Genomic DNA, 21,861 nt, shown 5'->3' on the forward strand with positions numbered 1-21,861 from the left:
GAAGATGATCGCGCTCAAGAAAGCAGGGCTGGATAACCAGTGAATCGGATTCTCTGCCATTTTGTTCCCACGTATAATTATTCCCCTCTTTCCTCAAGGATGGGTCTGAATGGCAGTTGGCGATAACGCACTGCGCGAAGCAGTCGCGTATTACATGGAATGGGTTTATCAGGTTTCCGTCATCGGCGCAGGCGTGCCGGCAGAAGAATGGAACGCGCCGCTCTTTACCTATCTGCTGACTAATAAACAATTCAATGAGCTGAAAGTTATCTGTACCCGCCAGGGATGGCCGCCGCCGGGCAGAGGCATTACCTTCTTTCCCCATGTTATCAAACATATCCTTACCGCTCGCGGCAGCAAAGATGGGTTAACATGGCAGGAGTGCGCAGCTGTACTGGCTGCTTCACTTAATGCCCGCAGCAGTGTGGCAGTGCAGAAAATACACGAGCAACAGGTTGTGGTACTGAACTCTGTAGAGGTACTGAGAGTGGGTAAAACGCGGGAGAAATACCGGGGAATGCTGATAGTGGAAGTCACTATAAACAACCTGGCCCCGGTCACTGCGTATCACGCATCCGAGGCCAAAAGTCGTGCCATCATGAAGAATGGCAGGTAAAACAGTAATCAGCTGGGGGTACGCCACCCTGAGCGATTTTCCGCAATTGAATGCGAATAAACCATCCTGCCCAGCGTTCTCCCCATCGGTTCAGCCTGTGCTGATCTGCATGGCATCGGCGTTTTTCCATGCGTCAACCGATTACAGGTGAAATTATACCCGCCTCCTGCTGTTTTCGTCAATGTCGGGCTAAACCAGGCCAACTGCTCCAGCCTTCACGTACACGTCATTAATAAAAAAACGGGGTATAACGCGCATTCCTGACGTGCCGTAAGTTACACACCTGAACCCTTTATTTTTCACCTAAATGCTTCTCTGTGACGCCAGACTTATTAGGTATGGAGTCACAAACGTTTTGAGTCATAATCGGCAATCTGTTATAACGGCGGCCACTGAAAATATCGGCAAAAATGAACCAGATGAAAACTACCGAGATCGATTTCACCAGTGAACATGTCGGGCAGCATGTGGTGGCGTATATGCAGGCCATCCGCGCCACACCGCTGGCCATGCTGGACAACGTGGATGAAGAGGGCACCGTCGAGGAGATCATGCGGGTCTGGATCCGGCTCTCCTTGATGATCACGCGCCGGCGGCCGGAGATCGCCATTTCTTCTTTGCTGAACCATGTACTGCCGGGGATTGGCGCACTGCCGCTGAAAAAAGTCACGCGCCTGCGGCTGAACCGGCTGTTTAACCTGTTACTGGCTGAGGGGAAAATCTCTGAGGCCAAACGGGTGTTCGCGCTCTGCAAACAGTTCCTTGGCTGGGCGGAAACCCAGGGTTACCTCGATCACTCGCCGCTGGGGTCGATGAAACGCCGTGATGTCGGCGGGCGTAATGCGCCGCCCCGCGAACGCACCTTAACGGATGCGGAAATCTGGGTGTTCTGGCATGGGCTGGATATGTGGGATTTGTCGGAACAGTGCCGCTGGGCGTTGCGGCTCTGCCTGCTGTCGGCGCGCCGCCCGGATGAGGTTATCCGCGCGCGGCGGGATGAGTTTGATCTCAATGCCGGCATCTGGCGGCAGGGAAGGCGCAATAAATCGCAGCGCGATCACACGTTACCCATCAGCCCGCTGATGCGGCAGTGCATTGAGGCACTTGAGCGGGCGAATACCCCAGACAGTCCCTGGCTGGTGCCGTCCCCGTTGAATGCCGCGCAACCCTTGTCAAAAGGGGCGATCACCCAATCTTTACGGCGGCTGGTGCGGGCGGAACGCGGGCTGGGGCTGGAACCGTTCACCACCCGCGACCTGCGCCGTACCGCACGGTCAAAACTTTCTGCGCTCGGTGTCTCTAATGATGTGGCACGTAAGATAATGAACCACGCCCTTGAGGGTATTGATAAAGTGTATGATACGCATGATTATCTGGCACAGATGCAGGTGGCGCTGGACAAATTCTCCGCAGATGTCACCACCATTATCACCGCAGAAAGTTACCTGATGCTGTCCCATAAATATGGCGGCGTGCAACTGGCCCTGCCTCCGGCAGCAATGCTCTATATGGAGGCGTGACACTGTCACGCCCGGCAAATAACCCATAAGATATTTGGCTTAAGTAATGAAGTAAATCGGTTTTATCAGAGAATAAAAAATAAAGCAGCAAAACTAAGTAGTTGAAGTAGAGGGTTCTCCTGCTTCCGCTATAATTGTTCTGTTATTTTAATGTAAATCATACTGAGTATTCGCTACCAAAATATTTTATATGCACCATACTCATTAGGTGATGCCCCTCTATAGCAAGTGAATAAGGGAACCGCTATGAAGCTATTAACCGATATAGTGGAATATAGAACGTGGCTGTTTGATGAGTACCTTTTGTTTCCCGGCTCGGGAATAAATCCTCTCATGAATAATGAAGAGGTAGAGGAGTTACTTTTTCAAAACCGGCCCCGGTTTTTTCCATGCATTGCGTATGTCACTCCGTCAGAACGCCATCCCGGTACAGCGGAAGTAAAATATATCAGTAAAGAGCAGGTTGAACACTGGGCGGGAATTATGGGCAGTCTGCCGGCACGTAATAATGATGATTTTATGAATACCGATGGGAGTTTGTAATCCCCCGGCCTGATTACCCTGCTGCCGGCCCTGCTCCAGAGATTTCCTGAGTCAGGCTGGTCAATCATACCGAGATAATGAATTAATAATTAACAGGTTATTTTTAAGATGCTGATTGCCTCAGGATGGCGCAATCAGCATTGGTATATGCCCATTCCTCTGCCCTTATCCTGCTTCACAGTGGTGCAATTCACCCGGCCTGCTCATTATTGGCCGCGTCCAGCACCCCGTCGGTGATATCCTGGTGGACGACCCGTTCACGGTAAGCCGTCATATTGATAATGGCTATATCAAGCGCCGCCAACAGCTGCAACTGATTGAGCTTTGGTGAGAAGAATACCTCCGTTCCGGCTTCGCTGGACATAATTAACAATGGGATCGCATGGTGCGGCCCCGCATCGTGATAAATTTGTTCATACGTATTTTTGAGAATAGGGATCTTTCTTTTCATCGCTCACCCTTACTTGGCTTGTCAGTACGCAGCATTGTCTGTCATATCTAAATGAAAGTCATCGTTAAGAATATGATGAATAATAGAAATATAAATCATCGCGGGTCTGCCGCGTCTATAACTATAGGCCGGATTCCGCCAGGTTGATCGGCCAATGTGTAAGTTGGGAGTATGTTCACACAAATCAATTAATATCATTTACAGCGTGCATTGTCCTTGGGACACCCTCACTTTTCTCATTGACCGTTATCGCAGTAAGCGGCTTTTTCCTTTACATCAATCACATCCTCTTTCTTCCCGCCGTTTGCTGTCTTGCAAAGCCCCCGGCCGCGCATAGACTTTGGGAAGGAGGCACCATGCATACTCACGATCTTGTGTTGCTCATCAGCCGCGCGCAGTTTGCGTTTACCATTGGGTTCCATATTGTGCTGGCGGCGCTGGCCATCGGCCTGTCGCTGTTCCTCAGTGTGATTAACATCCTTTGGGTACGCACCCGCCGCCAGACCTATCTGGACATCATGCACTTCTGGCAAAAGGTTTTTGCCCTGAACATGGGCGTGGGCGTTGTTACCGGGGTGGTGATGGAGTTTCAGTTCGGCACGCACTGGGGGCCGTTTACCGCACGAACCGGGGCAGTGATTGGCCCGCTGATGTTTTATGAGGTGCTGGTCGCGTTTTTTATTGAGGCGGGTTTTGTGGGGCTGATGCTGTTCGGCTTGCAGAAAATCGGTGCGCGCCTGCACCTGTGCGCCACCTTAATGGTGACCCTCGGCGCCATTATCAGCGCATTCTGGATTGTGGCCGCCAACTCCTGGATGCAGACGCCGGCAGGGTTCGCGTTCGGCAGCGGTGGCCGCTTTGTGCCCACCGACTGGTGGGCGGTGATTTTCACGCCCTCATTCCCTTACCGTTTTCTGCATATGCTGCTGGCTTCGCTGATCGGTACCGCCCTGTTGATTGCCGCCTGCGCGGCCTGGCACCTGTTGCGGGATCGGCAGCACCCACAGGCGCGGGTGATGTATGCCGTCAGCCTCGCCGGGCTGATTCTTTTTACGCCGCTGCAAATCCTCGTAGGGGATCTGCATGGAGAGAATACCCTGGCGCACCAGCCACAAAAGCTGGCCGCGATGGAGGGCAGCTGGCAACGGCCTGCGCCGGGCGAGGGCGAACCGCTGCGGCTGTTTGCCCTGCCGGACCAGCAACAGCAACGCAACCGGGCGGAAGTGGCTATCCCGCATGTTGGGTCACTCTATTTGCGCCATAACCTGACCGGCACCATTACGCCGCTCTCGGCTTTTCCGCCTGCTGACCTCCCCAACGTGCCGCTGGTGTTTTTTGCCTTCCGGCTGATGGTGGGGCTGGGGCTGCTGATGGCGCTGGCGGCGTTGGCCGCGCTGGTGTTGTGGCTGCGCGGCCGGTTATTTGAGAGCCGCACGCTGGCCCGGTTGATGGTGGCCCTCGGCCCGGCAGGGTTTGTCGCGATGCTCGCCGGCTGGGTAGTGACGGAATCCGGCCGGCAGCCTTTCACCGTGTATGGGCTGATGCGCACCAGTGAGAGCGCCAGCGTGCTGAGCCTGCCGCTTTCGCTGGCGGTGATGGCGGTTATCGCCGTGGTCTATCTGCTGACGTTCGGCATCGGCTTTATGCTCCTGCTGCGGATTCTGGCGCAGCGGCCTGAAACCGGGGAGCAGGGTGCCGCGCCGGAAATGTGGCAGATGCTCTCCCAGCCGGAGGAAAAATAGTGGACTTGTTAACCGGGCAGGATGGGCTGGCGATTGTCTCCGGGGCGACGCTGGCTTTCTCGCTGCTGACCTATATCCTGCTGGACGGCACCGATCTGGGCGTCGGCATCTGGCTCGGCCTCACCCGGCAAGCGGCCGATCGCCACCGGCTGGCGCTCTCCATCCTGCCGATCTGGGACGCCAACGAAACCTGGCTGGTGCTGCTGCTGGGTGGGATGCTGGCGCTGTTTCCCACCGCCTACAGCGCCTTTTTCACGGCCATGCTGGTGCCGTCCCTGATGATGGCGATAGCGCTGGTGCTGCGTGGGGCGGCGGTGGAGTTCCGGCAGGTATCGCGCCGCCCCTGGCTGTGTGACCTGGCAATTTTTGCCGGTTCACTGAGTGCCGCGTTTTTTCAGGGCATCCTGTTCGGCAGCGTGATTCAGGGCATCCCCGGCGGGGCGGCCCCACCGGAAACCCTGCTGTGGTGTACCCCGTTCACCCTGTTCAGCGGTGGGCTGGTAGTCGTGCTCTATCTGTTAATGGGCGCAGGCTGGCTGATCTGGCGGATGGCCGGTGAACTGAGTAACTTTTACCGGCGGCGCGCCGCCTGGCTTGGCGTGCTTACCCTGCTGCTGGGTGCGGTGTTTCTGGCGTGGATGATCCGGCTGAATGCGCATAACGCCGCCCGCTGGCAGGACACGCCGGTCTGGGTGACGTTCCTGGGGCTGCTGGCAATACTCACGTGGATATTTTACCGGGTGTTACACCACCACCTGACAGTGTTACCGTTGATGACACTCTTATTGGCGGTAGCATTCGTCTTTATGGCAATTGCACTGACATTATTTCCGCTGCTCCTGCCGCCGCACGTCACGCTGTTTAACAGCGCCGCGCCCGCGGCCACACAAGGATTTGTGCTGGTGGGCTACGGGTTGGTTATCCCGTTTACCTTATTTTATAACACCTATGTTTTTTCAGTATTCAGGGGTAAAATTCACCGACAATCAGTGTCGGTTAAAAATTGATATTACAATAATGCTGATCTATACCTTCAAAACAGCGCGCTTTTCTGGGCATGATAGTGATCCACTGTAAATGCACTGGTAAAAGGAAGGTTATATGAAAGACAGCGAATTACCCGGCAAAATACAAGACGACCCGCATGAAGGTCAACCTGATGGTAAAACCAACCTGGCAATCGCCTATACGGCATGGGCCATATTTGTGTTGGTCATCGGTACTTATGTCGTGGTGTTCTGGCGTTGATAATAAACGCTGAACCCTGACAACATTACCCGCCTGATATCATTAAGATACAGGCGGGTTACTTTTATTCTCCCCGCCGGATCTTCCCTTCAGAATCCTCTTAAAAGCTTTACGGCCCTTTTTTCCTGGCAGGTAAATGAATCTCCTCTTTTTCATCGCGCCGGGGTAAACCGATAAACGCTGTCAGGCCGCGTACCATGCGGCTTCGCGCCGTAGCGGGTTGGGTACGTTCCGCCACAAGGAAAAGCCAAATTTATTATTTTCATAGAGTTAATATCGGTAAATTGGCCTTTGCTAAACACAATCTGTGTAGCCGGACTGGATAAATGGTCATTTGCAGCTAAGCTTAGTCAGGTAACGGAAAATGATGTTCTACGGTGAATAACTGGGAGATAACGTATGACAACGCTAGAAAATTATCTTGATTGGCTGCGAGACGCTCACGCGATGGAAGAACAAGCCGAAACTATGCTGAAAGGCATGGCCGGTCGCCTTGAGCATTATCCTGACCTGAAAATGCGTATCGAGCAGCATATTAGCGAAACCAAAGATCAACAGCGTCTGGTTCAAAGCGTCATTGATCGTTATGACACCTCTAATTCCACGTTAAAAGATATTGCCGGTAAAGCCACGGCAATGGGCCAGGCAATGGGTGGTATGTTTGCCAGCGATGAAGTCGTTAAAGGTGCCATCAGTGGTTACGTGTTTGAAAATCTGGAAATTGCTTCCTATACCTCGTTGATTGCTGCCGCGAAAGTGGTGGGTGACCAGGAAGGGGAGCGTATTTTCGCCCAGATCCTGGAGCAGGAAGTGGCCATGGCAAAATGGTGCCTGGATCATCTGCCGGATGTAACCCAGAAATTCCTCGCCCGTTCTGAAGCACCGAATACCGAAGCAAAAAAATAGTCTTTCATTCTTATCCCGGCACTGCGGTGCCGGGATGAAAATTGCTGTAACCCTTTATTAATTGCAGTAAACCCCTTTTCCGATTCTATGCCTGAATAAGGCAGGGTGATCTTTACCCTTAAATTTGCGGAGTCGGGTGAATATGTCCAAAACAAGAGGAAGCATATAATGTTTAAGCATGTTAAAGGACTTCAATATACCGTTCGTGTTGCCGGCCCCAACCCAGGCCTGGCGAATTTAATGCTGGAGCAATTTGGCGGTGCGCAGGGCGAACTGGCCGCAGCGATGCGCTACTTTACTCAGGGTCTGGCAGAAGATGATGCAGGGCGTAAAGACCTGTTGCTGGACATCGCGACCGAAGAGCTCAGCCACCTGGAAATCATCGGCACCATCATTGCGATGCTGAACAAAGGCGCGAAAGGCGACCTGGCGGAAGGGACGCAGAAAGAAGCGGAACTCTACCGTTCACTGACCGGCAACGGCAATGACAGCCACATTACCTCCCTGCTGTATGGCGGTGGCCCAAGCCTGATTAACTCCGCGGGCGTGCCGTGGACAGCGGCTTATATTGATACCATTGGCGAGCCGACGGCTGACCTGCGCTCCAACATTGCCGCAGAAGCCCGTGCCAAACTGGTGTATGAGCGCCTGATCAATGTGACTGATGACCCGGGCATCAAAGACGCGCTGGGCTTCCTGATGACGCGTGAAGTCGCTCACCAGAAATCCTTTGAAAAAGCGCTGTACTCCATCCGCAATAACTTCCCGCCGGGCAAACTGCCGCCGGTACCGGAATATGCCAACACCTATTTCAACATGTCCGGTGAGGGTGAAGTGCGCGGCAGCTGGAATGCGGACGAGAACTTCAACTACGTCAGCGATCCACAACCGGCCGTTGACGGCGGCGATGGCAGCGCCTCTGTGACGCTGGGCAGCGAGCAAAAAACCGATCTGGACGCGATGGCGATGCGCTTGCAATCCAGCCCGGACGTTAACCCGGTGACCGGTGCTGATTTGGGTGCCGCTAACCCGATCGATAAAGATCGCACCACGGGTAAAAAATAAGCCACTTAACCTGCGGCTTTTGCCGCTGGTTTGAATAATCGCCGCCCTGTTCATCGGGCGGCTTTTTTATTGCCTGCTTTTCATGTTAAGAAGTCGTTAATCATTATTCGTAAGGTATCAGGCAGCCTGCTTAAATATTCCGCTCTTGTCTAGGAATAGTCCCAATACATTATCCGCCGGTCATCAGGCTATTTCACCTTAATAAACGGGACGTTATAGTAGCCGGGTAATGATTTTCTCTGTAACGAAGATCACGTTGACATTTTTTGCCCGCATCTTGCGGGCTTTTTTTTACCCGCAGCCTGGATAACGCCCAATAAAAAACCCCGGCATTAGCCGGGGCGGGGATATCTTATTAACTAAAAGCGCGTTTATTTCGCCGGAGCGGTCTGGGCTTCCGCAATAATAGTCAGCTTCTCGTCGGTGGCTTTCTCTTCTTTCAGCGTTTCTGCCAGCAGATCCGCCGCCTGGGTAAAGCCCAGTTTCAGCGCCATCGCATGCAGGGTGCCGTAAGTCGCGATCTCATAGTGCTCAACTTTCTGCGCAGCCCCGATCAGGCCGGCATCACGCACCGGGCCTTTTTCAACGCTATCAATAATTTCCTGCGCTTCTTCTGCCAGCCCTTCCAGCGCATGGCACTTCATACGTTTGATGCGCACTTCCGGCGTGGCTTCAACCAGCTGATCCAGACGTTCAATCTGCCCCTGGGTTTCTTCCAGGTGGGTATTGAAAGCATCAACTAACTTAGGGTCCTCAGCCGCACGGGCCATTTTCGGAAGAGCCTTAGTTATTTGTTTCTCGGCGCTGTAAACGTCAGACAAATCATGAATGAAAAGATCCTTCAGGGTCTTAATAGCCATCTGGTTATCCTCTGTTGTGCTGCATTAGTAGGGAATGTCATTAAAATTGCTTATCCTGTTGCTGCAATTTTTTTCCTTCACTTAAGTAATAGTCGAAATTGATGAAATTTCCAGTCAGCCGGGCTAAGAGAAATCCGGATAGTCCGCGATTCCCTATTTCCGCCGCCCATGCCGATCAGCGAATAATGTTTACATGCCGGGCCTTATTCGCTGCCGCCAATATATTCCTTGCTTTCCCCCACCCGGTGAAGGGCAGGGGAAAAGGATCAGGGTTTAAACACCGCCCGCAGGCAGCCATCGGTTTTATGCTTAAACATGTCATAGCCAAGCGGCGCATCTTCCAGAGAGAAGCGGTGCGTCACCATGAACGATGGGTCCAGCTCCCCTTTCGAAACGTGATCCAGCAACCGGTGCATATAGCGCTGCCCATGTTGCTGGGCGGTGCGCACCGTCAGCCCTTTGTTCATCATCAAACCGAGCGGGAATTTATCCATCACCCCATATACCCCGAGGATCGAGAGCGTCCCGCCTTTGCGGCAGGCCATCATCGCCTGGCGCAGCGCGGCACCCACGTCGGTCTCCAGGTGCAGCAGCTGTTTGGTGCGGTCATACACCTGCGTCAGCCCTTCGCCTTTGGCTTCCATACCCACCGCATCAATGCAGCTGTCCGGGCCACGGCCGCCGGTCAGCTCCAGCAACGCTTCCTGAATATCGACCTTTGTGTAATCCAGGGGAATCGCGCCGATGTTGTCACGCGCCATCGCCAGCCGTTCCGGGAAGCGGTCAATGGCGATCACTTTCTCTGCGCCCATCAGGTAGGCGCTTTGCTGCGCCATCAACCCGACGCCGCCGCAGCCCCACACCGCAACAATGTCGCCGGGGTGGATGTTGCAGAAGTCCGCGCCCATGTAGCCGGTGGGTGCCGCGTCCGAGAGGAACAGCGCCTGCTCATCAGAGACATTCTCCGGCACCACAAAACAGTCATTATCCGCGAACGGCACGCGCACATACTGCGCGTGGGAACCGGCATAACCGCCGAACGCATGGCTGTAGGCGTAAATCCCGGCGGTGGGGTAGCCGAGGATGGGCTCCGCCAGCTCCGGGTGCGGGTGGGAGTTATCACAGCAGGAGTAAAGCTGTTGCTGGCAGAACCAGCAGGAACCGCAGACAATGAACGACGGCACCACCACGCGGTCGCCGGGCTTCACTTTTTTCACCTCGCGGCCAACCTCAACAATCTCCCCCATGAACTCATGGCCCAGCACATCGCCCTCTTTCATGCTGGGGATCAGCCCGTCGATAATATGCAGATCAGAGCCGCAGGTGGTGGTCAGCCCGACCCGGACAATCGCATCTTTCGGGTTGATGAGGGTGGGATCGTTCACGGTTTCGACCCGCAGGTCATTGACGCCATTCCAACAGAGTGCGCGCATCATGCCTCCTTTTCTTTGCGATCGCCGGCCGCCGGCAGCGGGGCCAGCAACGGGATTTCACCGGTTTCCGCCAGGCTTTTAAACCGGCGCAGGGCTTTGCCCAGGGTCTCTTTGGGCACCAGATCAAACATCGAGGTGAGCTTTTCGCCGAGCGCGCCGCCGGGTGGGTCAAACCGCACTTCCAGCGTGAGTTCGGTGCCTTTGTTTCCCGGCGCGGGGGCAAAGCTGAGGCGGCCTTCATTGGGCATATCGGCCCCTTCCAGCGTCCGCCAAAGGATGAACTGCCCCTCGGCCTCATCCACAATGCGTGACTGCCAGTCAAATTTTTTGCCCAGCGGCCCCTCCACCCGCCAGCGGGATTCGGTGTCACTCAGCACCTCAATATCGGCAAAATGGCCCATCACCAGCGGCAAGGTGGCAGGCTGCCGCCAGAGCCGGTGCAACTCCGCAGCGGGGCGGCCGATGGTAATCCAGCGGCGGATCACCGGCTCATCACTGCCTTCCACCCCGGTGGCATCAAGATAAGAGTCTTGCAAGATCATCTCCTCCTGGCTGTTTGCACAAACAGGCGGATCGCCGACCCGCCCAGGAACACTCCTATACAGTTAAGCAAACTTCAGACAATTCACCGGGAAATGAGGCGAATTTGCAGGGAACAGGGGGCGGGGCTTTCTGCGGGGTAATCATCAACGGGAGAACGTTAATTTAAGTCGTAATTTATTAATTACCGTTATTAACCATAATAGTCATACACATATGGTTACAAAGGTTTTATCCTTATCAATTATAGAGTTAGTTTGGTGAAAGATTTTATTCCAGCTTGTTAACCGGTTACCCTGAACAGCTTAAAACACTCAGGATGCGGTATAACTAAGAATAAAAAGAGGAAAAGATTATTTTGTGCACGTTTAAAAAGGGGAAATGGTAAAGCCTGAGGCAGAAAATTGCTGATAGGCGTGAGAGGGCTAAACTGCGTTTACATTAATTGACATAAAAAAAGCCCCCATATAGGTTAGCTCTTCATGAATAATCAAACCTACACGCCATATGTTTCATTACGATGACATGGCGAAAATAGTATAAGGGCCATCGTCATGGAAGAACGCGTTTTGCGCACCCACTCCCCCTCATGGGTAAGCCGATTGATCTGGGCAGTAAATCTTTGCTCAATAGGTGCCTCCACCCTGTGTTATATCTATCTTTCCTGGTATGTTTATAAGGCAACCGGAAATATTATACTTTCGCAGGCAGTCCTGTATGCACCGATGATTTTACCTGTGATTTTTGTAAACCAGGTACAGGGCATTGCTGAGAAATATTCACCGCGAAAATTGCTTATGGTCAGCAATTTTGTTGCTGCTCTCTGCACTATTATCGTATTTAGCATGCTTCCGATGTTACCGGCACTCGCGCTGGTGGGAGGGCTGTTGATTGGATCAATTGATGCTCTTCAACGCGTAGGCCGTATTATTGCTATCAAGCATTATTTCAGCGGAGATAAAATTGAGGCCACAGTGCCTTTAACGCTGACTGCCCAGTTCATCGCCGGTGGATTGGCAGGTATGCTGATGGGAAGCATCAAAGGTGAGATGTCTCCACAACTGGCGATGTCTATGATTTCGGTGTTGTTCACTGTTTCAGTGATGGCCACTTTCCTGCTACCTAAACTTAACTTGCATCAAAAAAACAACGATCAGACAAGGTCACTAAAAAAGTTTATTTCACTGCTTTCCAGTAATGCCCCCTTAAAAAAAGCATTTCTTAACTTTATCGTTTTTATCACTTTTTTTCAGGGTTTTTTTAACGTATCCCGCGTCACGTTACCCTCGCATGTTTTAAATTTGCCGGAAAACTTTGTGGGATACCTCCAGTTAGTTAATAGCGGCGCAGCCCTGTGCGGGGCAGTCTTTTATTTTATCTATAATCGGAAAGGTATAAAATTTAACCCGCTTTACATGGCAATGAGCAGCGCGCTTTTCATGATTATTACCTCCCTGGGCATCAGCGTTTCAATCAGTTATGCCTGTTACTTTTTTTATATATTCTTTTTTGAACTTGCCTTTTTTAAATTGCAGTCTGAGATCGTTTTGCAAAGTGATGTTAAGACTATGCCAATGATTGCAGCCATGCAATATGCAGGTGTATATATTGGCATGATTCTGTCTATATTCATCGGTTCGATACTCACTCAATACTTGCACCTTTATATTGTAGCCATAACGTTTTCAATAGCATATTTTCTATGTTCACGGTTACTCAGCAAACAAAAAAAATGAAAAAACGCCTGCTTTTCAGGAGCAGGCGATCTTACTGTAAGCCAAGAGGATAGAAATACATGGGCGTATTAACGTCGGCGTTCCCGTTCGTAAAATTCATGGGTTTGGCAAACGCATTAACTATCATTAATGCTGCATTATGATTATTATCAATCTACTTCACTTATTCAGGAAGTATTTACTTCTCTGCTATTGCATTATGCTCAGCAGCTGTATTAGATTTTTTAGACGGCCATATTGCTCGTACTATATTGAAAGACAAGAAACAAAATAGAGAATTTGGTAAACAACTCGATAGCCTGGCTGATCTTCTGAATTTTAGCGTAGCGCCTGCGGTTATTATTTTTCATTTAAAGGGTGATTGGCTGTCGTTCGCTTCAAGTTTAATGCTGTTACTTTCAGGCTGCCTTAGCCTTTCACAATTTAGTGTGATAAGCGGCAAGCATCCTGGTAGTGACAGTGGACTGCCAACCACTTATGCGGGTGTGATATTTTCAGTCTTTTTTCAATTAGTTGCTTATGAAAAAATCCCTTTAAACCTCCTGGTTTGGCTCAATGTTTTCATTGCGTTAATCCAGGTTATTAATATCAGGATACCATCCTGTTTTACTCATAACAGACATTGTCTCGCCCGGCATTCATTTCATCAAGCATCATAAACCGGCCATATGGCCGGTACTGGGCTGATGTTCAGGCCAGCCAAAAAATATTTAACCAACGTCATTTCAATGCACCTGATTCGGCTTAGCGCATTTAACCTTTACTTTGTACCACACTCTGCCCCCCACATACGCCAGCACAAAAATCCCGGCCTGAATCAGCACAATCACCGGGCCGGTGGCGGCGTCGATATAAAAGCTAAGGTAAGTGCCGCTGACGCAGGCGAAGACGGACACCAGCACCGCCACGGTGAGCATCGCCGGGAAGCGGCGGCAGAGCTGAAAGGCGGTAATGCCGGGGGTGATCAGCATCGCGATCACCAGAATCACGCCCACCGCCTGCAACGCCGCGACGATGGTCAGCGACAGCAGCCCGAGCAGGCCGTAATGCAGCAATGTGACCGGCAGGCCGCTGATGCGCGCCTGCGCCGGGTCAAAGCAGAACAGCATCAGGTCGCGCTGTTTGAGGAGCACCAGCGCCGTGACCAGCACCGCGATCGCCAGCGTCTGGATCAGTTCCGGGTGGCTGATGCCCAGCACATTGCCGAACAGCAGGTGGGTCAGGTGCTGGTCGGTATCAAGGCGGGAGAACATCACCAGCCCCACGGCAAACATTCCGGAGAAGACGATCCCCATCACCGCATCTTCCTTAACCCGGCAGTGATCTTTAATGAAGCCGGTCGCCAGCGCACACACCATGCCGGAACCAAACGCGCCAATCACCAGCGGTAACCCGGCCAGCCACGCCAGCACCACGCCCGGCAACACCGCATGGGCGATGGCGTCACCCATCAGTGACCAGCCTTTCAGCACCAGAAAACAGGAGAGCAGGGCGCAGACGGTGCCGACCGCCACCGACGCCAGCAGCGCACGCTGCATAAAGGCAAACGCCAGGGGTTCCGTCAGCCATTCCATCCGGTTTTCTCCTGTGTGTGACGCCTTGCCCGCCAGGCACCCAGCAGCCCATGTTTCGGGGCGAACAGAAACGCCAGCAGGAACAGCAGCGTTTGCAGTGACACAATCACGCCGCCGGTTGTCCCATCCAGATAGAAACTGAGCCAGGCCCCAATGGCGCTGGTGAGCGCGCCAATCAGCACCGCCAGCAGCAGCAGGCGCGGGAAGCGGTCAGTGAGCAGGTAGGCCGTCGCGCCCGGGGTAATCACCATCGCGATCACCAGAATCGCCCCCACGGTCTGCAACGCCGCCACCGTGCAGGCGCTGAACAGCGTAAAGAAAATCAGCTTCAGCCGCAGCGGCGACAGGCCGAGGGTGCGCGCGTGGCCCTCATCAAAAAACACCACCAGCAGATCTTTCCACAGGCAGAGCAGCACCAGCAGCGTCACGCCGATGATGATCTGCACCTGCATCACATCCTCATCAGCGATGCCGAGGATATTGCCGAACACAATCGACTGGATGTTCACCGTCGTGGGGTTCAGGGAAACAATCAGCAACCCGGCGGCAAAGAACGTCGAGAACACAAAGCCGATGATCGCATCCTCACGCAGCCGGGTGAGGTGGCGTACCAGCGCCATCGCCACGGCGGCCAGCATCCCGGTCAGAAACGCGCCCGCCGCATAAGGCAGCCTCAGCGCGTAAGCCCCGGCGACGCCCGGCACCACCGAATGGGAGAGCGCATCGCCCATCAGCGACCAGCCTTTCAGCATCAGGAAAGCGGAGAGGAACGCACAGGCCGCACCCACCAGCCCGCTGACCCAGATCGCCTTGAGCATATAGTCATAGCGCAGCGGCAACAGCAGCAGCTCGATCATGGCGTGCCTCCCACGGCATCCGGCAGGTTCAGTGACGCCAGCACCCCGCCGAAAGCGCGCTCCAGGTTAGCGCGGGTAAAGGTGTCCGCCAGCGGCCCGGCGGCCAGCACCGTGCGGTTAATCAGCACCGCGCTGTCACAGAATGCCGGCACACTGGCCAGATTGTGGGTGGAGACCAGAATCAGGTGGCCTTCGGCGCGCAGCGCCTTGAGCAGATCGACAATCGCGTTCTCCGTCTGCACGTCCACGCCGGTGAACGGCTCATCCAGCAGCAGCACCCGCCCCTGTTGCGCCAGCGCCCGCGCCAGGAATACCCGTTTTCTCTGCCCGCCGGAGAGTTCGCCAATCTGCCGTTGCTGCAGGTCCGTCAGCCCGACGCGCGCCAGCGCCTCGTCCACCTGCCGGTGATCCTCTTTCGAGGCGATACGCAGAAAGTTCATCCGGCCGTAGCGGCCCATCATCACCACATCCCGCACCAGCACCGGGAAGTTCCAGTCCACCTCTTCTGACTGCGGCACATAGGCGATGCGGTTCTGTTTCAGCGCCCGGCTGATGGGTTCCCCATCCAGCGTCACGCGCCCGGCCGAGGGGCGCACCATGCCCATGATGCTTTTGAACAGCGTGGACTTGCCGCTGCCGTTGACGCCAATCAGCGCACAGAGCATCCCGCCCTGCAACCGGAAACTGGCGGCCTCCAGCGCGGTATGGCCGTTGCGGTAGGTGACGCTCATGCCTTCGACGGCCAGATGCGGCAATGCGTGGGTGGCGGTCATTGGTTAAACCCCTTTGCAATGGTGTCAACCGTGACGGTGAGCAGGTCGAGGTAAGTCGGCACCGGGCCGTCTGCGGCAGAGAGGGAATCGACATACAGCACGCCGCCATAGCGGGCACCGGTCTCTTTGCTGACCTGGCGCGCCGGTTTGTCGGAGATGGTGCTTTCGCTGAACACCACCGGCACCTGATGTTCGCGCACCCGGTCGATCACCTGCCGCACCTGTTGCGGCGTGCCTTGCTGATCGGCATTAATCGGCCAGAGATAGAGCTCGTTCAGCCCATAGTCATGCGCCAGATAGCTGAACGCGCCCTCGCTGGTGACCAGCCAGCGCTGCGCCGCGGGAATGTTGTTGAGGCGCGCACGCAGCGGCGCATCCAGGGCGCTGATTTTCGCGGCATAGGCGCGGGCGTTGCGGTTATAGGCGTCAGCATGGGCGGGGTCATGGTTTACGAGGGCGGAGCGGATATTTTCGATGTAGATCAGAGCGTTCTGCGGGGACATCCAGGCATGGGGGTTGGGGTTATTGCGGTAGGGGCCGTCGCGGATCGGCAGCGGCGTGATGCCCTGGGTGATCACCACTGACGGCACATCGCGCACGTTTTCAAAAAAACGGCCGAACCAGCGCTCCAGGTTCAGCCCGTTCCACAGCACCAGATCGGCGGACTGGGTTTTCACAATGTCGCGCGGCGTCGGCTGGTAGTCATGGATTTCAGCGCCGGGGCGGGTGATTGACTCCACCACGGCCGCGTCGCCGGCCACGTTTTGCGCCATGTCCTGAATCACGGTAAAGGTGGTCAGGACGCGGAACTTTTTTTCGGGCGTGTCCCCGGCCTGCGCCGCGCCGCTGAACAGCGCCACGATCATGCTCACCAGCATCAGCCGCAGCGTAAACGGTGAGCGGCTATATAACCTCAGCAATTGCCTGAATCGTGCCATTGTTTTCCCCTTAACTACGTCATCGGGCCGATCCGGCGGCCCGCCGCATCAGATCGATTATTAAACAGGTATAGCACAGGCTATATTTTATAGCAAAAGCAAAACAGCACGGAATTTGTCATGGGGCGCGCATCGTTTACAATAGGCACCGTTAGTATGCTGATACCGGGGTGAAATGCCGGGGATTGGTCAGGAAAAATGAGGAAAGTTGATGGCCCAGAACGACAACACCAACCCGTCCGGCAGCAACCCGTTACTGGGTGTCGAAGAACATGTGCAGGGATTTTTACAGGTACGCGAAGCCCATCGCCGGGAGCTGATCGATGATTATGTCGAGCTGATTTCCGATCTTATCGGGGAGTTCGGCGAAGCGCGGCAGGTGGATCTCGCCGCCCGCCTCGGCGTCTCACAACCCACGGTCGCCAAGATGCTGAAACGGCTGGCGGTGGCCGGCCTGGTGGTACAGATGCCTTACCGGGGCGTCTTCCTGACACCGGAAGGTGAAAAATTGGCGGTGGAAAGCCGCATCCGCCACCAGATTGTGGAATCTTTTCTGCTGGCGCTGGGCATCAGCCCCGAAACCGCCCGCCGCGATGCGGAGGGCATTGAGCACCATGTCAGTGATGAAACGCTGGAGATTTTCCGCCGTTTCACTGAGCAGGGGCGTAACCCGGTGTAATGGCCGCCCGGCTTGATGCCGGTGCAGGGCAATAAGCCACTTTCCACACAACCAAAGCCAGATTACGTATTTTGCCCGGCGATTTCTTTAGGTTAGAGTTCATGGCGTCCCGTAATAGCTCATCGTTTAACCGGTAACCAGGTTTAACCGGGCAATAGCCCGCCGGGCATTTTCAGACACTCCGTTATTACGGCTGCTTCAGGGCAGCCGCTTTTTTATCGATTGCCGCTGCCTTTCCCTGATAACCCTTACGGTTTCTTACGCCGCATGACGGCAACAATATAAGGTTAGAAAAAAAAGCCATAAGCAAACGCGTTTTAATGCTTTCGCTTGTGAAAGGCTTTCTTTAGCATGATCAACCATACGCGATACTTATGTTATGAATGCCAGTTATTCATCTATAAATACAGCACCAGCGGCAGTTTATTTATTCAGCGCCTTGCTGAAAATAGCGGCAATTGATAAGGAACCACGGGATATGATCGTTCTTTCGAACGTGTCGAAAATATTTAATGGCGATAAGCAGCCTATTGTGGCGGTGGATAACGTCAGCCTGAGCGTCGAGCGTGGGCAGATTTACGGCATTATTGGCTACAGCGGCGCGGGGAAAAGTACCCTGATCCGCCTGCTGAATGGGCTGGAAAAGCCGACCTCCGGCGTGGTGAACGTCGCCGGGCAGGATATCGCCCAGGCCAGCGGAGAACAGTTACGCCGTGCCCGCCTGAAGATCAGCATGGTGTTCCAGCACTTCAACCTGCTCTGGTCGCGAACCGTCAGTGAAAACATCGCCTTTTCCATGCAGATCGCCGGCACGCCGAAAGCGGCCATCCAGCAGCGGGTCACAGAGCTGGTGGCGCTGGTGGGCCTGCAGGGGCGGGAGAATGCCTATCCCTCGCAGCTCTCCGGCGGCCAGAAACAGCGCGTCGGCATTGCCCGTGCGCTCGCCAATAACCCCGATGTGCTGCTGTGTGACGAAGCCACCTCGGCGCTTGACCCGCAAACCACCGACGCCATCCTCGAGCTGCTGCTGGACATCAACCGCAAGCTCAACCTGACCATTGTGCTGATCACCCATGAGATGCATGTGGTGCGCAAAATCTGCCACCGCGTCGCGGTGATGGAAAATGGCCGGGTGGTGGAAGAGGGCGAGGTGATCCAGGTGTTTACCCACCCGCAACAGCCGATTACCCGCCAGTTTGTTAACCAGGTCAACCAATACCAGCAGACGGAAGAAGCCTTCAACCCGCAACTGGTGAAATCCCTGGGCGGCACCGTCCTGAAACTGACCTTTACCGGCACCAACGCCCACCAGCCGGTCGTCACAGAGCTGGCGCTGCGCTACCAGCTGCCGTTCAGCATTTTGCACGGCAAGATGACCCAGACCGCCAACGGCGCGTTCGGCGAACTCTGGCTGCACCTCAATGCCGCCCCAGACCTGCTGGAGAAAATTTTGCACGACCTGCAACACCATGACATCACCACCGAGGTAGTCCAATGATCGCATCCCTTTTCCCGCACCTGAAACTGGATCAGCTCTGGGCTGCCACCCTGGAAACGCTCTACATGACCTCGCTCTCCGGCATCGCGACCTTTGTGCTGGGCATCGCGCTGGGTCTGGCGCTGTTTTTAACCGCGCGCGGCGGCCTGTTCCAGAATAAGCCGCTCTACTCGGTGATTTCGGTGGTGGTGAACGTGTTCCGCTCCATTCCGTTCATCATTTTGATTGTGTTGCTGATCCCGTTCACCAAAACGCTGATCGGCACCATCTTGGGCGCGAATGCTGCCCTGCCGGCGCTGATTGTCGGCGCGGCCCCGTTCTATGCCCGGCTGGTGGAAATCGGCCTGCGTGAAGTGGACAAAGGGGTGATTGAGGCGTCGCGCTCGATGGGCGCACGCGTCAGCACCCTGATTTTCCGCGTGCTGCTGCCGGAGTCCTCCCCGGCGCTGGTCTCCGGCATCACCGTGACGCTGATCGCCCTGGTCAGCTACAGCGCGATGGCCGGGGTGATTGGCGCAGGCGGCCTCGGCAACCTCGCGTATCTGGAAGGATTCCAGCGTAACCATAACGACGTCACCCTGGTGGCGACCGTAATGATTCTGATCATTGTGTTCATCATTCAGTTGGTGGGCGACGTGATCACCTCCCTGCTCGATAAACGTTAACAGACGGATAATAACCATGAAAAAAGCACTGACACTGTTGGCTGCGGCCACGCTCTCCGCCCTGAGCCTCTCCGCATGGGCAGACACCCTGACCGTGGGCGCGTCCAACGTGCCGCACGCCGAGATCCTGGAACAGGCCAAACCGATTCTGGCGAAACAGGGCATCGACCTGGAGATTAAACCCTTCCAGGACTACATCCTGCCGAACACCGCGCTGGCAAGCCATGACATCGACGCCAACTATTTCCAGCATGTGCCGTACCTAAACAGCGTGCTGAAAGACCACGCCGGCGACAAAGACTATGATTTCGTCAGCGCGGGCGCGATCCACATTGAGCCTATCGGCATCTACTCGAAAAAATACAAAAGCCTGAAAGACCTGCCGAACAAAGGCAAAGTCATCATGCGTGACGCGGTGGCGGAAGAGGGGCGTATCCTCTCTATTTTCGAGCGTGAAGGCGTGATCAAACTGAAGCCGGGCGTCAGCAAAACCGACGCACGCATCAGCGACATCGTGGAAAACCCGAAAAACCTGCAATTCCTGCCGAACGTAGAAGGCTCCCTGCTGCCGCAGATGTACAACAATGACGAAGGCGATGCGGTCGTTATCAACGCCAACTATGCGATTGACGCCGGTCTCGATCCGGTGAAAGACCCGATTGCGGTCGAAAGCGGCGAGAACAACCCATATGCCAACATCATCACTGTACATCGCGGTGACGAGAACAAACCGGACATCAAAGCGCTGGTGACCGTGCTGCACTCCAAACCGATTCAGGACTGGATCCGCACCAAATACAAAGGCGCAGTAATCCCGGTTAATAACTGATTACCGCTCTGATGTACAAAAAAACCCGGGCCTGGTGCCCGGGTTTTTTTATGGTGGGGTTATTTCAACAGGCGCTTCATGGAGGGTGAGGGGTGGAAAATGAAGTCCAGCCGCTCATAAAAGGGGATAGCCTCCTGCCGCGCGTCCAGGAACAGGGCCGTCATCTTTCTGGCGCGTGCCTCGGCATCGGCAAACGCAATCAACGCCCGCCCTGTCCCGCTGTGGCGGCACGACTCGGTGACGATCAGGTCATCAATGTGCAGATGTGCACCGCGTGCCAGCGTATGCACCGGGCGCATGCCCATCACGCCCACCAGTTTTCCGTCTTCAAAGGCGCCCACCAGCTGGTAGCCGCTGTAACTCTGGCGCTCTACACGCCGGAGAAACTCCTCTTCATCCAGATCACGGAGCTCCGCAATCACCGGGAAAGCACTGCGCCACTCAGCCGGTTGTAAATGCCTGATCATCATTCTGCCTCTCGCATGTTATGGGTATGCTAAAGAGATATCACAACCTGCGCCCATGCACAGCGATAATCTGTTTACACCATAAAAAAAACAGGAAAGGCAGGGGGAGAGCGTATTGTTAACGTTTACAAAAGGTTATATTGCCCCTGTCACGCGCAAACAGCTGCATGGCGCAGAGTCATCAGAAATAGAGCAAGAATTTTGTAGACGACTGGTCTAATTAAGTCTAAGGTTAACCCATGAATAAGACAACAGCACACAAAACAGCCGGCACCCAACAGCGGATCCTCGATACCGGAAACCGCATTATGGCCGCCAAAGGGTTTTCAGCCGTCGGGCTGAATGAAATCCTGACCGCGGCGTCGGTGCCCAAAGGCTCGTTTTATAACTACTTCAGCTCCAAAGAAGCGTTTGGCGAAGCGCTGCTGAATCACTATTTTGATGAGTATCTCGCTGAGATGACCGCGCTGTTTGCCCGGCAGGATCTTACGGCCGCCCAAAGACTGATGGCTTATTTCCAGCAGTGGCGGGACAACCAGTCGTTCGAAGCGTGCCAGGGTAAGTGCCTGGCGGTGAAGCTCGGGGCAGAAGTGGCTGACTTGTCAGAAGCAATGCGCACCTCGCTGCGGCGCGGCACTGAAGCCATCACCCGGCAGATGGCCGGGGTGATCAACGCGGGCCTCGCCGATGGATCGCTTCATGTGCAGAACCCGGACGAAACGGCCCAAAGCCTCTACCAGCTCTGGCTGGGGGCGAGCGTGATGGTCAAAATTTCACGCAATACGCAGCCGTTTGATGCGGCGATGGCCGCCACCCGACAGTCCAACAATCGGGTGTTCGCCGCCTCTATCCCGATCACCGTGATTGCACCGCTCTATACCGCCTGGCTGGGCGCGCCCGCCACCGGCAAAATTGAAGTGT

General features: G+C 54.7%; 24 protein-coding genes. 15 read left to right on the forward strand and 9 right to left on the reverse strand.

Going from position 1 to position 21,861, the window contains the following annotated elements; all coding sequences use genetic code 11:
• Positions 1-109 precede the first annotated feature (109 nt).
• The 3 genes from CYR55_RS07600 (at position 110) to CYR55_RS07610 (ending at position 2,679) form a co-directional block, all read left to right on the forward strand.
• On the forward strand, positions 110-616 hold the full coding sequence (locus CYR55_RS07600; protein ID WP_101815541.1) for a hypothetical protein: 507 nt from the start codon (positions 110-112) through the stop codon (positions 614-616).
• Positions 617-1,035: 419 nt separating this feature from the next.
• A complete protein-coding gene (locus CYR55_RS07605) occupies positions 1,036-2,136 on the forward strand; it encodes a tyrosine-type recombinase/integrase (protein ID WP_101815581.1) in 1,101 nt (366 codons plus the stop codon).
• Between the two features lie 246 nt (positions 2,137-2,382).
• Positions 2,383-2,679 carry a hypothetical protein gene (locus CYR55_RS07610; RefSeq protein WP_101815542.1) on the forward strand — a complete coding sequence of 99 codons (297 nt, stop codon included), beginning with the start codon at positions 2,383-2,385 and terminating at the stop codon, positions 2,677-2,679.
• Positions 2,680-2,869: 190 nt separating this feature from the next.
• Here CYR55_RS07610 and CYR55_RS07615 read toward each other — a convergent pair whose 3' ends face one another.
• Complete coding sequence (locus CYR55_RS07615) at positions 2,870-3,130, reverse strand: hypothetical protein (protein ID WP_101815543.1); 261 nt, start codon at positions 3,128-3,130, stop codon at positions 2,870-2,872.
• 356 nt (positions 3,131-3,486) lie between these two features.
• Between CYR55_RS07615 and CYR55_RS07620 the strand changes: the two genes are divergently transcribed.
• From CYR55_RS07620 to CYR55_RS07635, 5 genes are all read left to right on the forward strand, one after another.
• Positions 3,487-4,872, forward strand: a complete 1,386-nt coding sequence (locus tag CYR55_RS07620; protein ID WP_101815544.1) for a cytochrome ubiquinol oxidase subunit I — start codon at positions 3,487-3,489, stop codon at positions 4,870-4,872.
• On the forward strand, positions 4,872-5,879 hold the full coding sequence (locus CYR55_RS07625) for a cytochrome d ubiquinol oxidase subunit II (RefSeq protein WP_165699543.1): 1,008 nt from the start codon (positions 4,872-4,874) through the stop codon (positions 5,877-5,879). Before CYR55_RS07620 ends, CYR55_RS07625 begins: the two co-directional genes overlap by 1 nt.
• Before the next feature lie 94 nt (positions 5,880-5,973).
• On the forward strand, positions 5,974-6,120 hold the full coding sequence (locus tag CYR55_RS23525; RefSeq protein ID WP_165699544.1) for a hypothetical protein: 147 nt from the start codon (positions 5,974-5,976) through the stop codon (positions 6,118-6,120).
• A 399-nt stretch (positions 6,121-6,519) separates the two neighbouring features.
• Complete coding sequence (locus tag CYR55_RS07630) at positions 6,520-7,026, forward strand: ferritin-like domain-containing protein (protein ID WP_101815546.1); 507 nt, start codon at positions 6,520-6,522, stop codon at positions 7,024-7,026.
• A gap of 168 nt (positions 7,027-7,194) precedes the next feature.
• Positions 7,195-8,091: a manganese catalase family protein gene (locus CYR55_RS07635; RefSeq protein ID WP_101815547.1), complete on the forward strand. Its 897-nt coding sequence runs from the start codon at positions 7,195-7,197 to the stop codon at positions 8,089-8,091.
• A 371-nt stretch (positions 8,092-8,462) separates the two neighbouring features.
• On the opposite strand, the gene CYR55_RS07640 is transcribed toward CYR55_RS07635, so the two are convergent.
• The 3 genes from CYR55_RS07640 to CYR55_RS07650 all read right to left on the reverse strand — a co-directional run bounded on the left by CYR55_RS07640 (position 8,463) and on the right by CYR55_RS07650 (position 10,920).
• Positions 8,463-8,951, reverse strand: a complete 489-nt coding sequence (locus CYR55_RS07640) for a YciE/YciF ferroxidase family protein (RefSeq protein ID WP_101815548.1) — start codon at positions 8,949-8,951, stop codon at positions 8,463-8,465.
• 266 nt (positions 8,952-9,217) lie between these two features.
• Positions 9,218-10,384, reverse strand: a complete 1,167-nt coding sequence (locus CYR55_RS07645) for a zinc-dependent alcohol dehydrogenase (RefSeq protein ID WP_101815549.1) — start codon at positions 10,382-10,384, stop codon at positions 9,218-9,220.
• The gene (locus tag CYR55_RS07650) at positions 10,384-10,920 is read right to left on the reverse strand and encodes an SRPBCC family protein (protein ID WP_241522105.1); all 537 of its coding nucleotides are present in this window, start codon (positions 10,918-10,920) and stop codon (positions 10,384-10,386) included. Before CYR55_RS07650 ends, CYR55_RS07645 begins: the two co-directional genes overlap by 1 nt.
• 558 nt (positions 10,921-11,478) lie before the next feature.
• Between CYR55_RS07650 and CYR55_RS07655 the strand changes: the two genes are divergently transcribed.
• Both CYR55_RS07655 and CYR55_RS24195 read left to right on the forward strand, forming a co-directional pair.
• Positions 11,479-12,660: an MFS transporter gene (locus tag CYR55_RS07655; RefSeq protein WP_146000962.1), complete on the forward strand. Its 1,182-nt coding sequence runs from the start codon at positions 11,479-11,481 to the stop codon at positions 12,658-12,660.
• A 152-nt stretch (positions 12,661-12,812) separates the two neighbouring features.
• Positions 12,813-13,319, forward strand: coding sequence for a CDP-alcohol phosphatidyltransferase family protein (locus CYR55_RS24195; RefSeq protein ID WP_101815552.1), 507 nt, complete (start codon positions 12,813-12,815; stop codon positions 13,317-13,319).
• A 66-nt stretch (positions 13,320-13,385) separates the two neighbouring features.
• On the opposite strand, the gene CYR55_RS07665 is transcribed toward CYR55_RS24195, so the two are convergent.
• The 4 genes from CYR55_RS07665 to CYR55_RS07680 are packed head-to-tail and all read right to left on the reverse strand — an operon-like array spanning position 13,386 to position 16,802.
• Positions 13,386-14,234, reverse strand: a complete 849-nt coding sequence (locus CYR55_RS07665) for a metal ABC transporter permease (protein WP_101815553.1) — start codon at positions 14,232-14,234, stop codon at positions 13,386-13,388.
• The gene (locus CYR55_RS07670) at positions 14,222-15,091 is read right to left on the reverse strand and encodes a metal ABC transporter permease (RefSeq protein ID WP_101815554.1); all 870 of its coding nucleotides are present in this window, start codon (positions 15,089-15,091) and stop codon (positions 14,222-14,224) included. Before CYR55_RS07670 ends, CYR55_RS07665 begins: the two co-directional genes overlap by 13 nt.
• On the reverse strand, positions 15,088-15,864 hold the full coding sequence (locus CYR55_RS07675) for an ATP-binding cassette domain-containing protein (RefSeq protein WP_101815555.1): 777 nt from the start codon (positions 15,862-15,864) through the stop codon (positions 15,088-15,090). Before CYR55_RS07675 ends, CYR55_RS07670 begins: the two co-directional genes overlap by 4 nt.
• Positions 15,861-16,802 carry a metal ABC transporter substrate-binding protein gene (locus CYR55_RS07680; protein WP_101815556.1) on the reverse strand — a complete coding sequence of 314 codons (942 nt, stop codon included), beginning with the start codon at positions 16,800-16,802 and terminating at the stop codon, positions 15,861-15,863. The genes CYR55_RS07675 and CYR55_RS07680 overlap by 4 nt, the downstream gene beginning before the upstream one ends.
• A 211-nt stretch (positions 16,803-17,013) precedes the next feature.
• Here CYR55_RS07680 and mntR point away from each other — a divergent pair, with 211 nt between their 5' ends.
• The 4 genes from mntR to CYR55_RS07700 all read left to right on the forward strand — a co-directional run bounded on the left by mntR (position 17,014) and on the right by CYR55_RS07700 (position 20,473).
• Complete coding sequence (mntR, locus tag CYR55_RS07685) at positions 17,014-17,481, forward strand: manganese-binding transcriptional regulator MntR (protein WP_101815557.1); 468 nt, start codon at positions 17,014-17,016, stop codon at positions 17,479-17,481.
• Positions 17,482-17,959: 478 nt separating this feature from the next.
• A complete protein-coding gene (locus CYR55_RS07690; protein ID WP_101815558.1) occupies positions 17,960-18,979 on the forward strand; it encodes a methionine ABC transporter ATP-binding protein in 1,020 nt (339 codons plus the stop codon).
• A complete protein-coding gene (locus CYR55_RS07695; protein ID WP_101815559.1) occupies positions 18,976-19,644 on the forward strand; it encodes a methionine ABC transporter permease in 669 nt (222 codons plus the stop codon). Before CYR55_RS07690 ends, CYR55_RS07695 begins: the two co-directional genes overlap by 4 nt.
• Positions 19,645-19,660: 16 nt before the next feature.
• Positions 19,661-20,473, forward strand: coding sequence for a MetQ/NlpA family ABC transporter substrate-binding protein (locus CYR55_RS07700; RefSeq protein WP_101815560.1), 813 nt, complete (start codon positions 19,661-19,663; stop codon positions 20,471-20,473).
• Positions 20,474-20,532: 59 nt separating this feature from the next.
• Here the strand turns inward: CYR55_RS07700 and CYR55_RS07705 are convergent, their stop codons facing one another.
• Positions 20,533-20,943 (reverse strand): GNAT family N-acetyltransferase, encoded by a 411-nt coding sequence (locus tag CYR55_RS07705; RefSeq protein WP_101815561.1) that lies wholly within the window; start codon positions 20,941-20,943, stop codon positions 20,533-20,535.
• Between the two features lie 236 nt (positions 20,944-21,179).
• Between CYR55_RS07705 and CYR55_RS07710 the strand changes: the two genes are divergently transcribed.
• The coding region (locus CYR55_RS07710; protein WP_101815582.1) for a TetR/AcrR family transcriptional regulator at positions 21,180-21,861 on the forward strand (682 nt) is incomplete at its 3' end.

It is taken from the genome of Chimaeribacter californicus (assembly GCF_002858675.1).
GTDB classification, from domain to species: domain Bacteria; phylum Pseudomonadota; class Gammaproteobacteria; order Enterobacterales; family Enterobacteriaceae; genus Chimaeribacter; species Chimaeribacter californicus.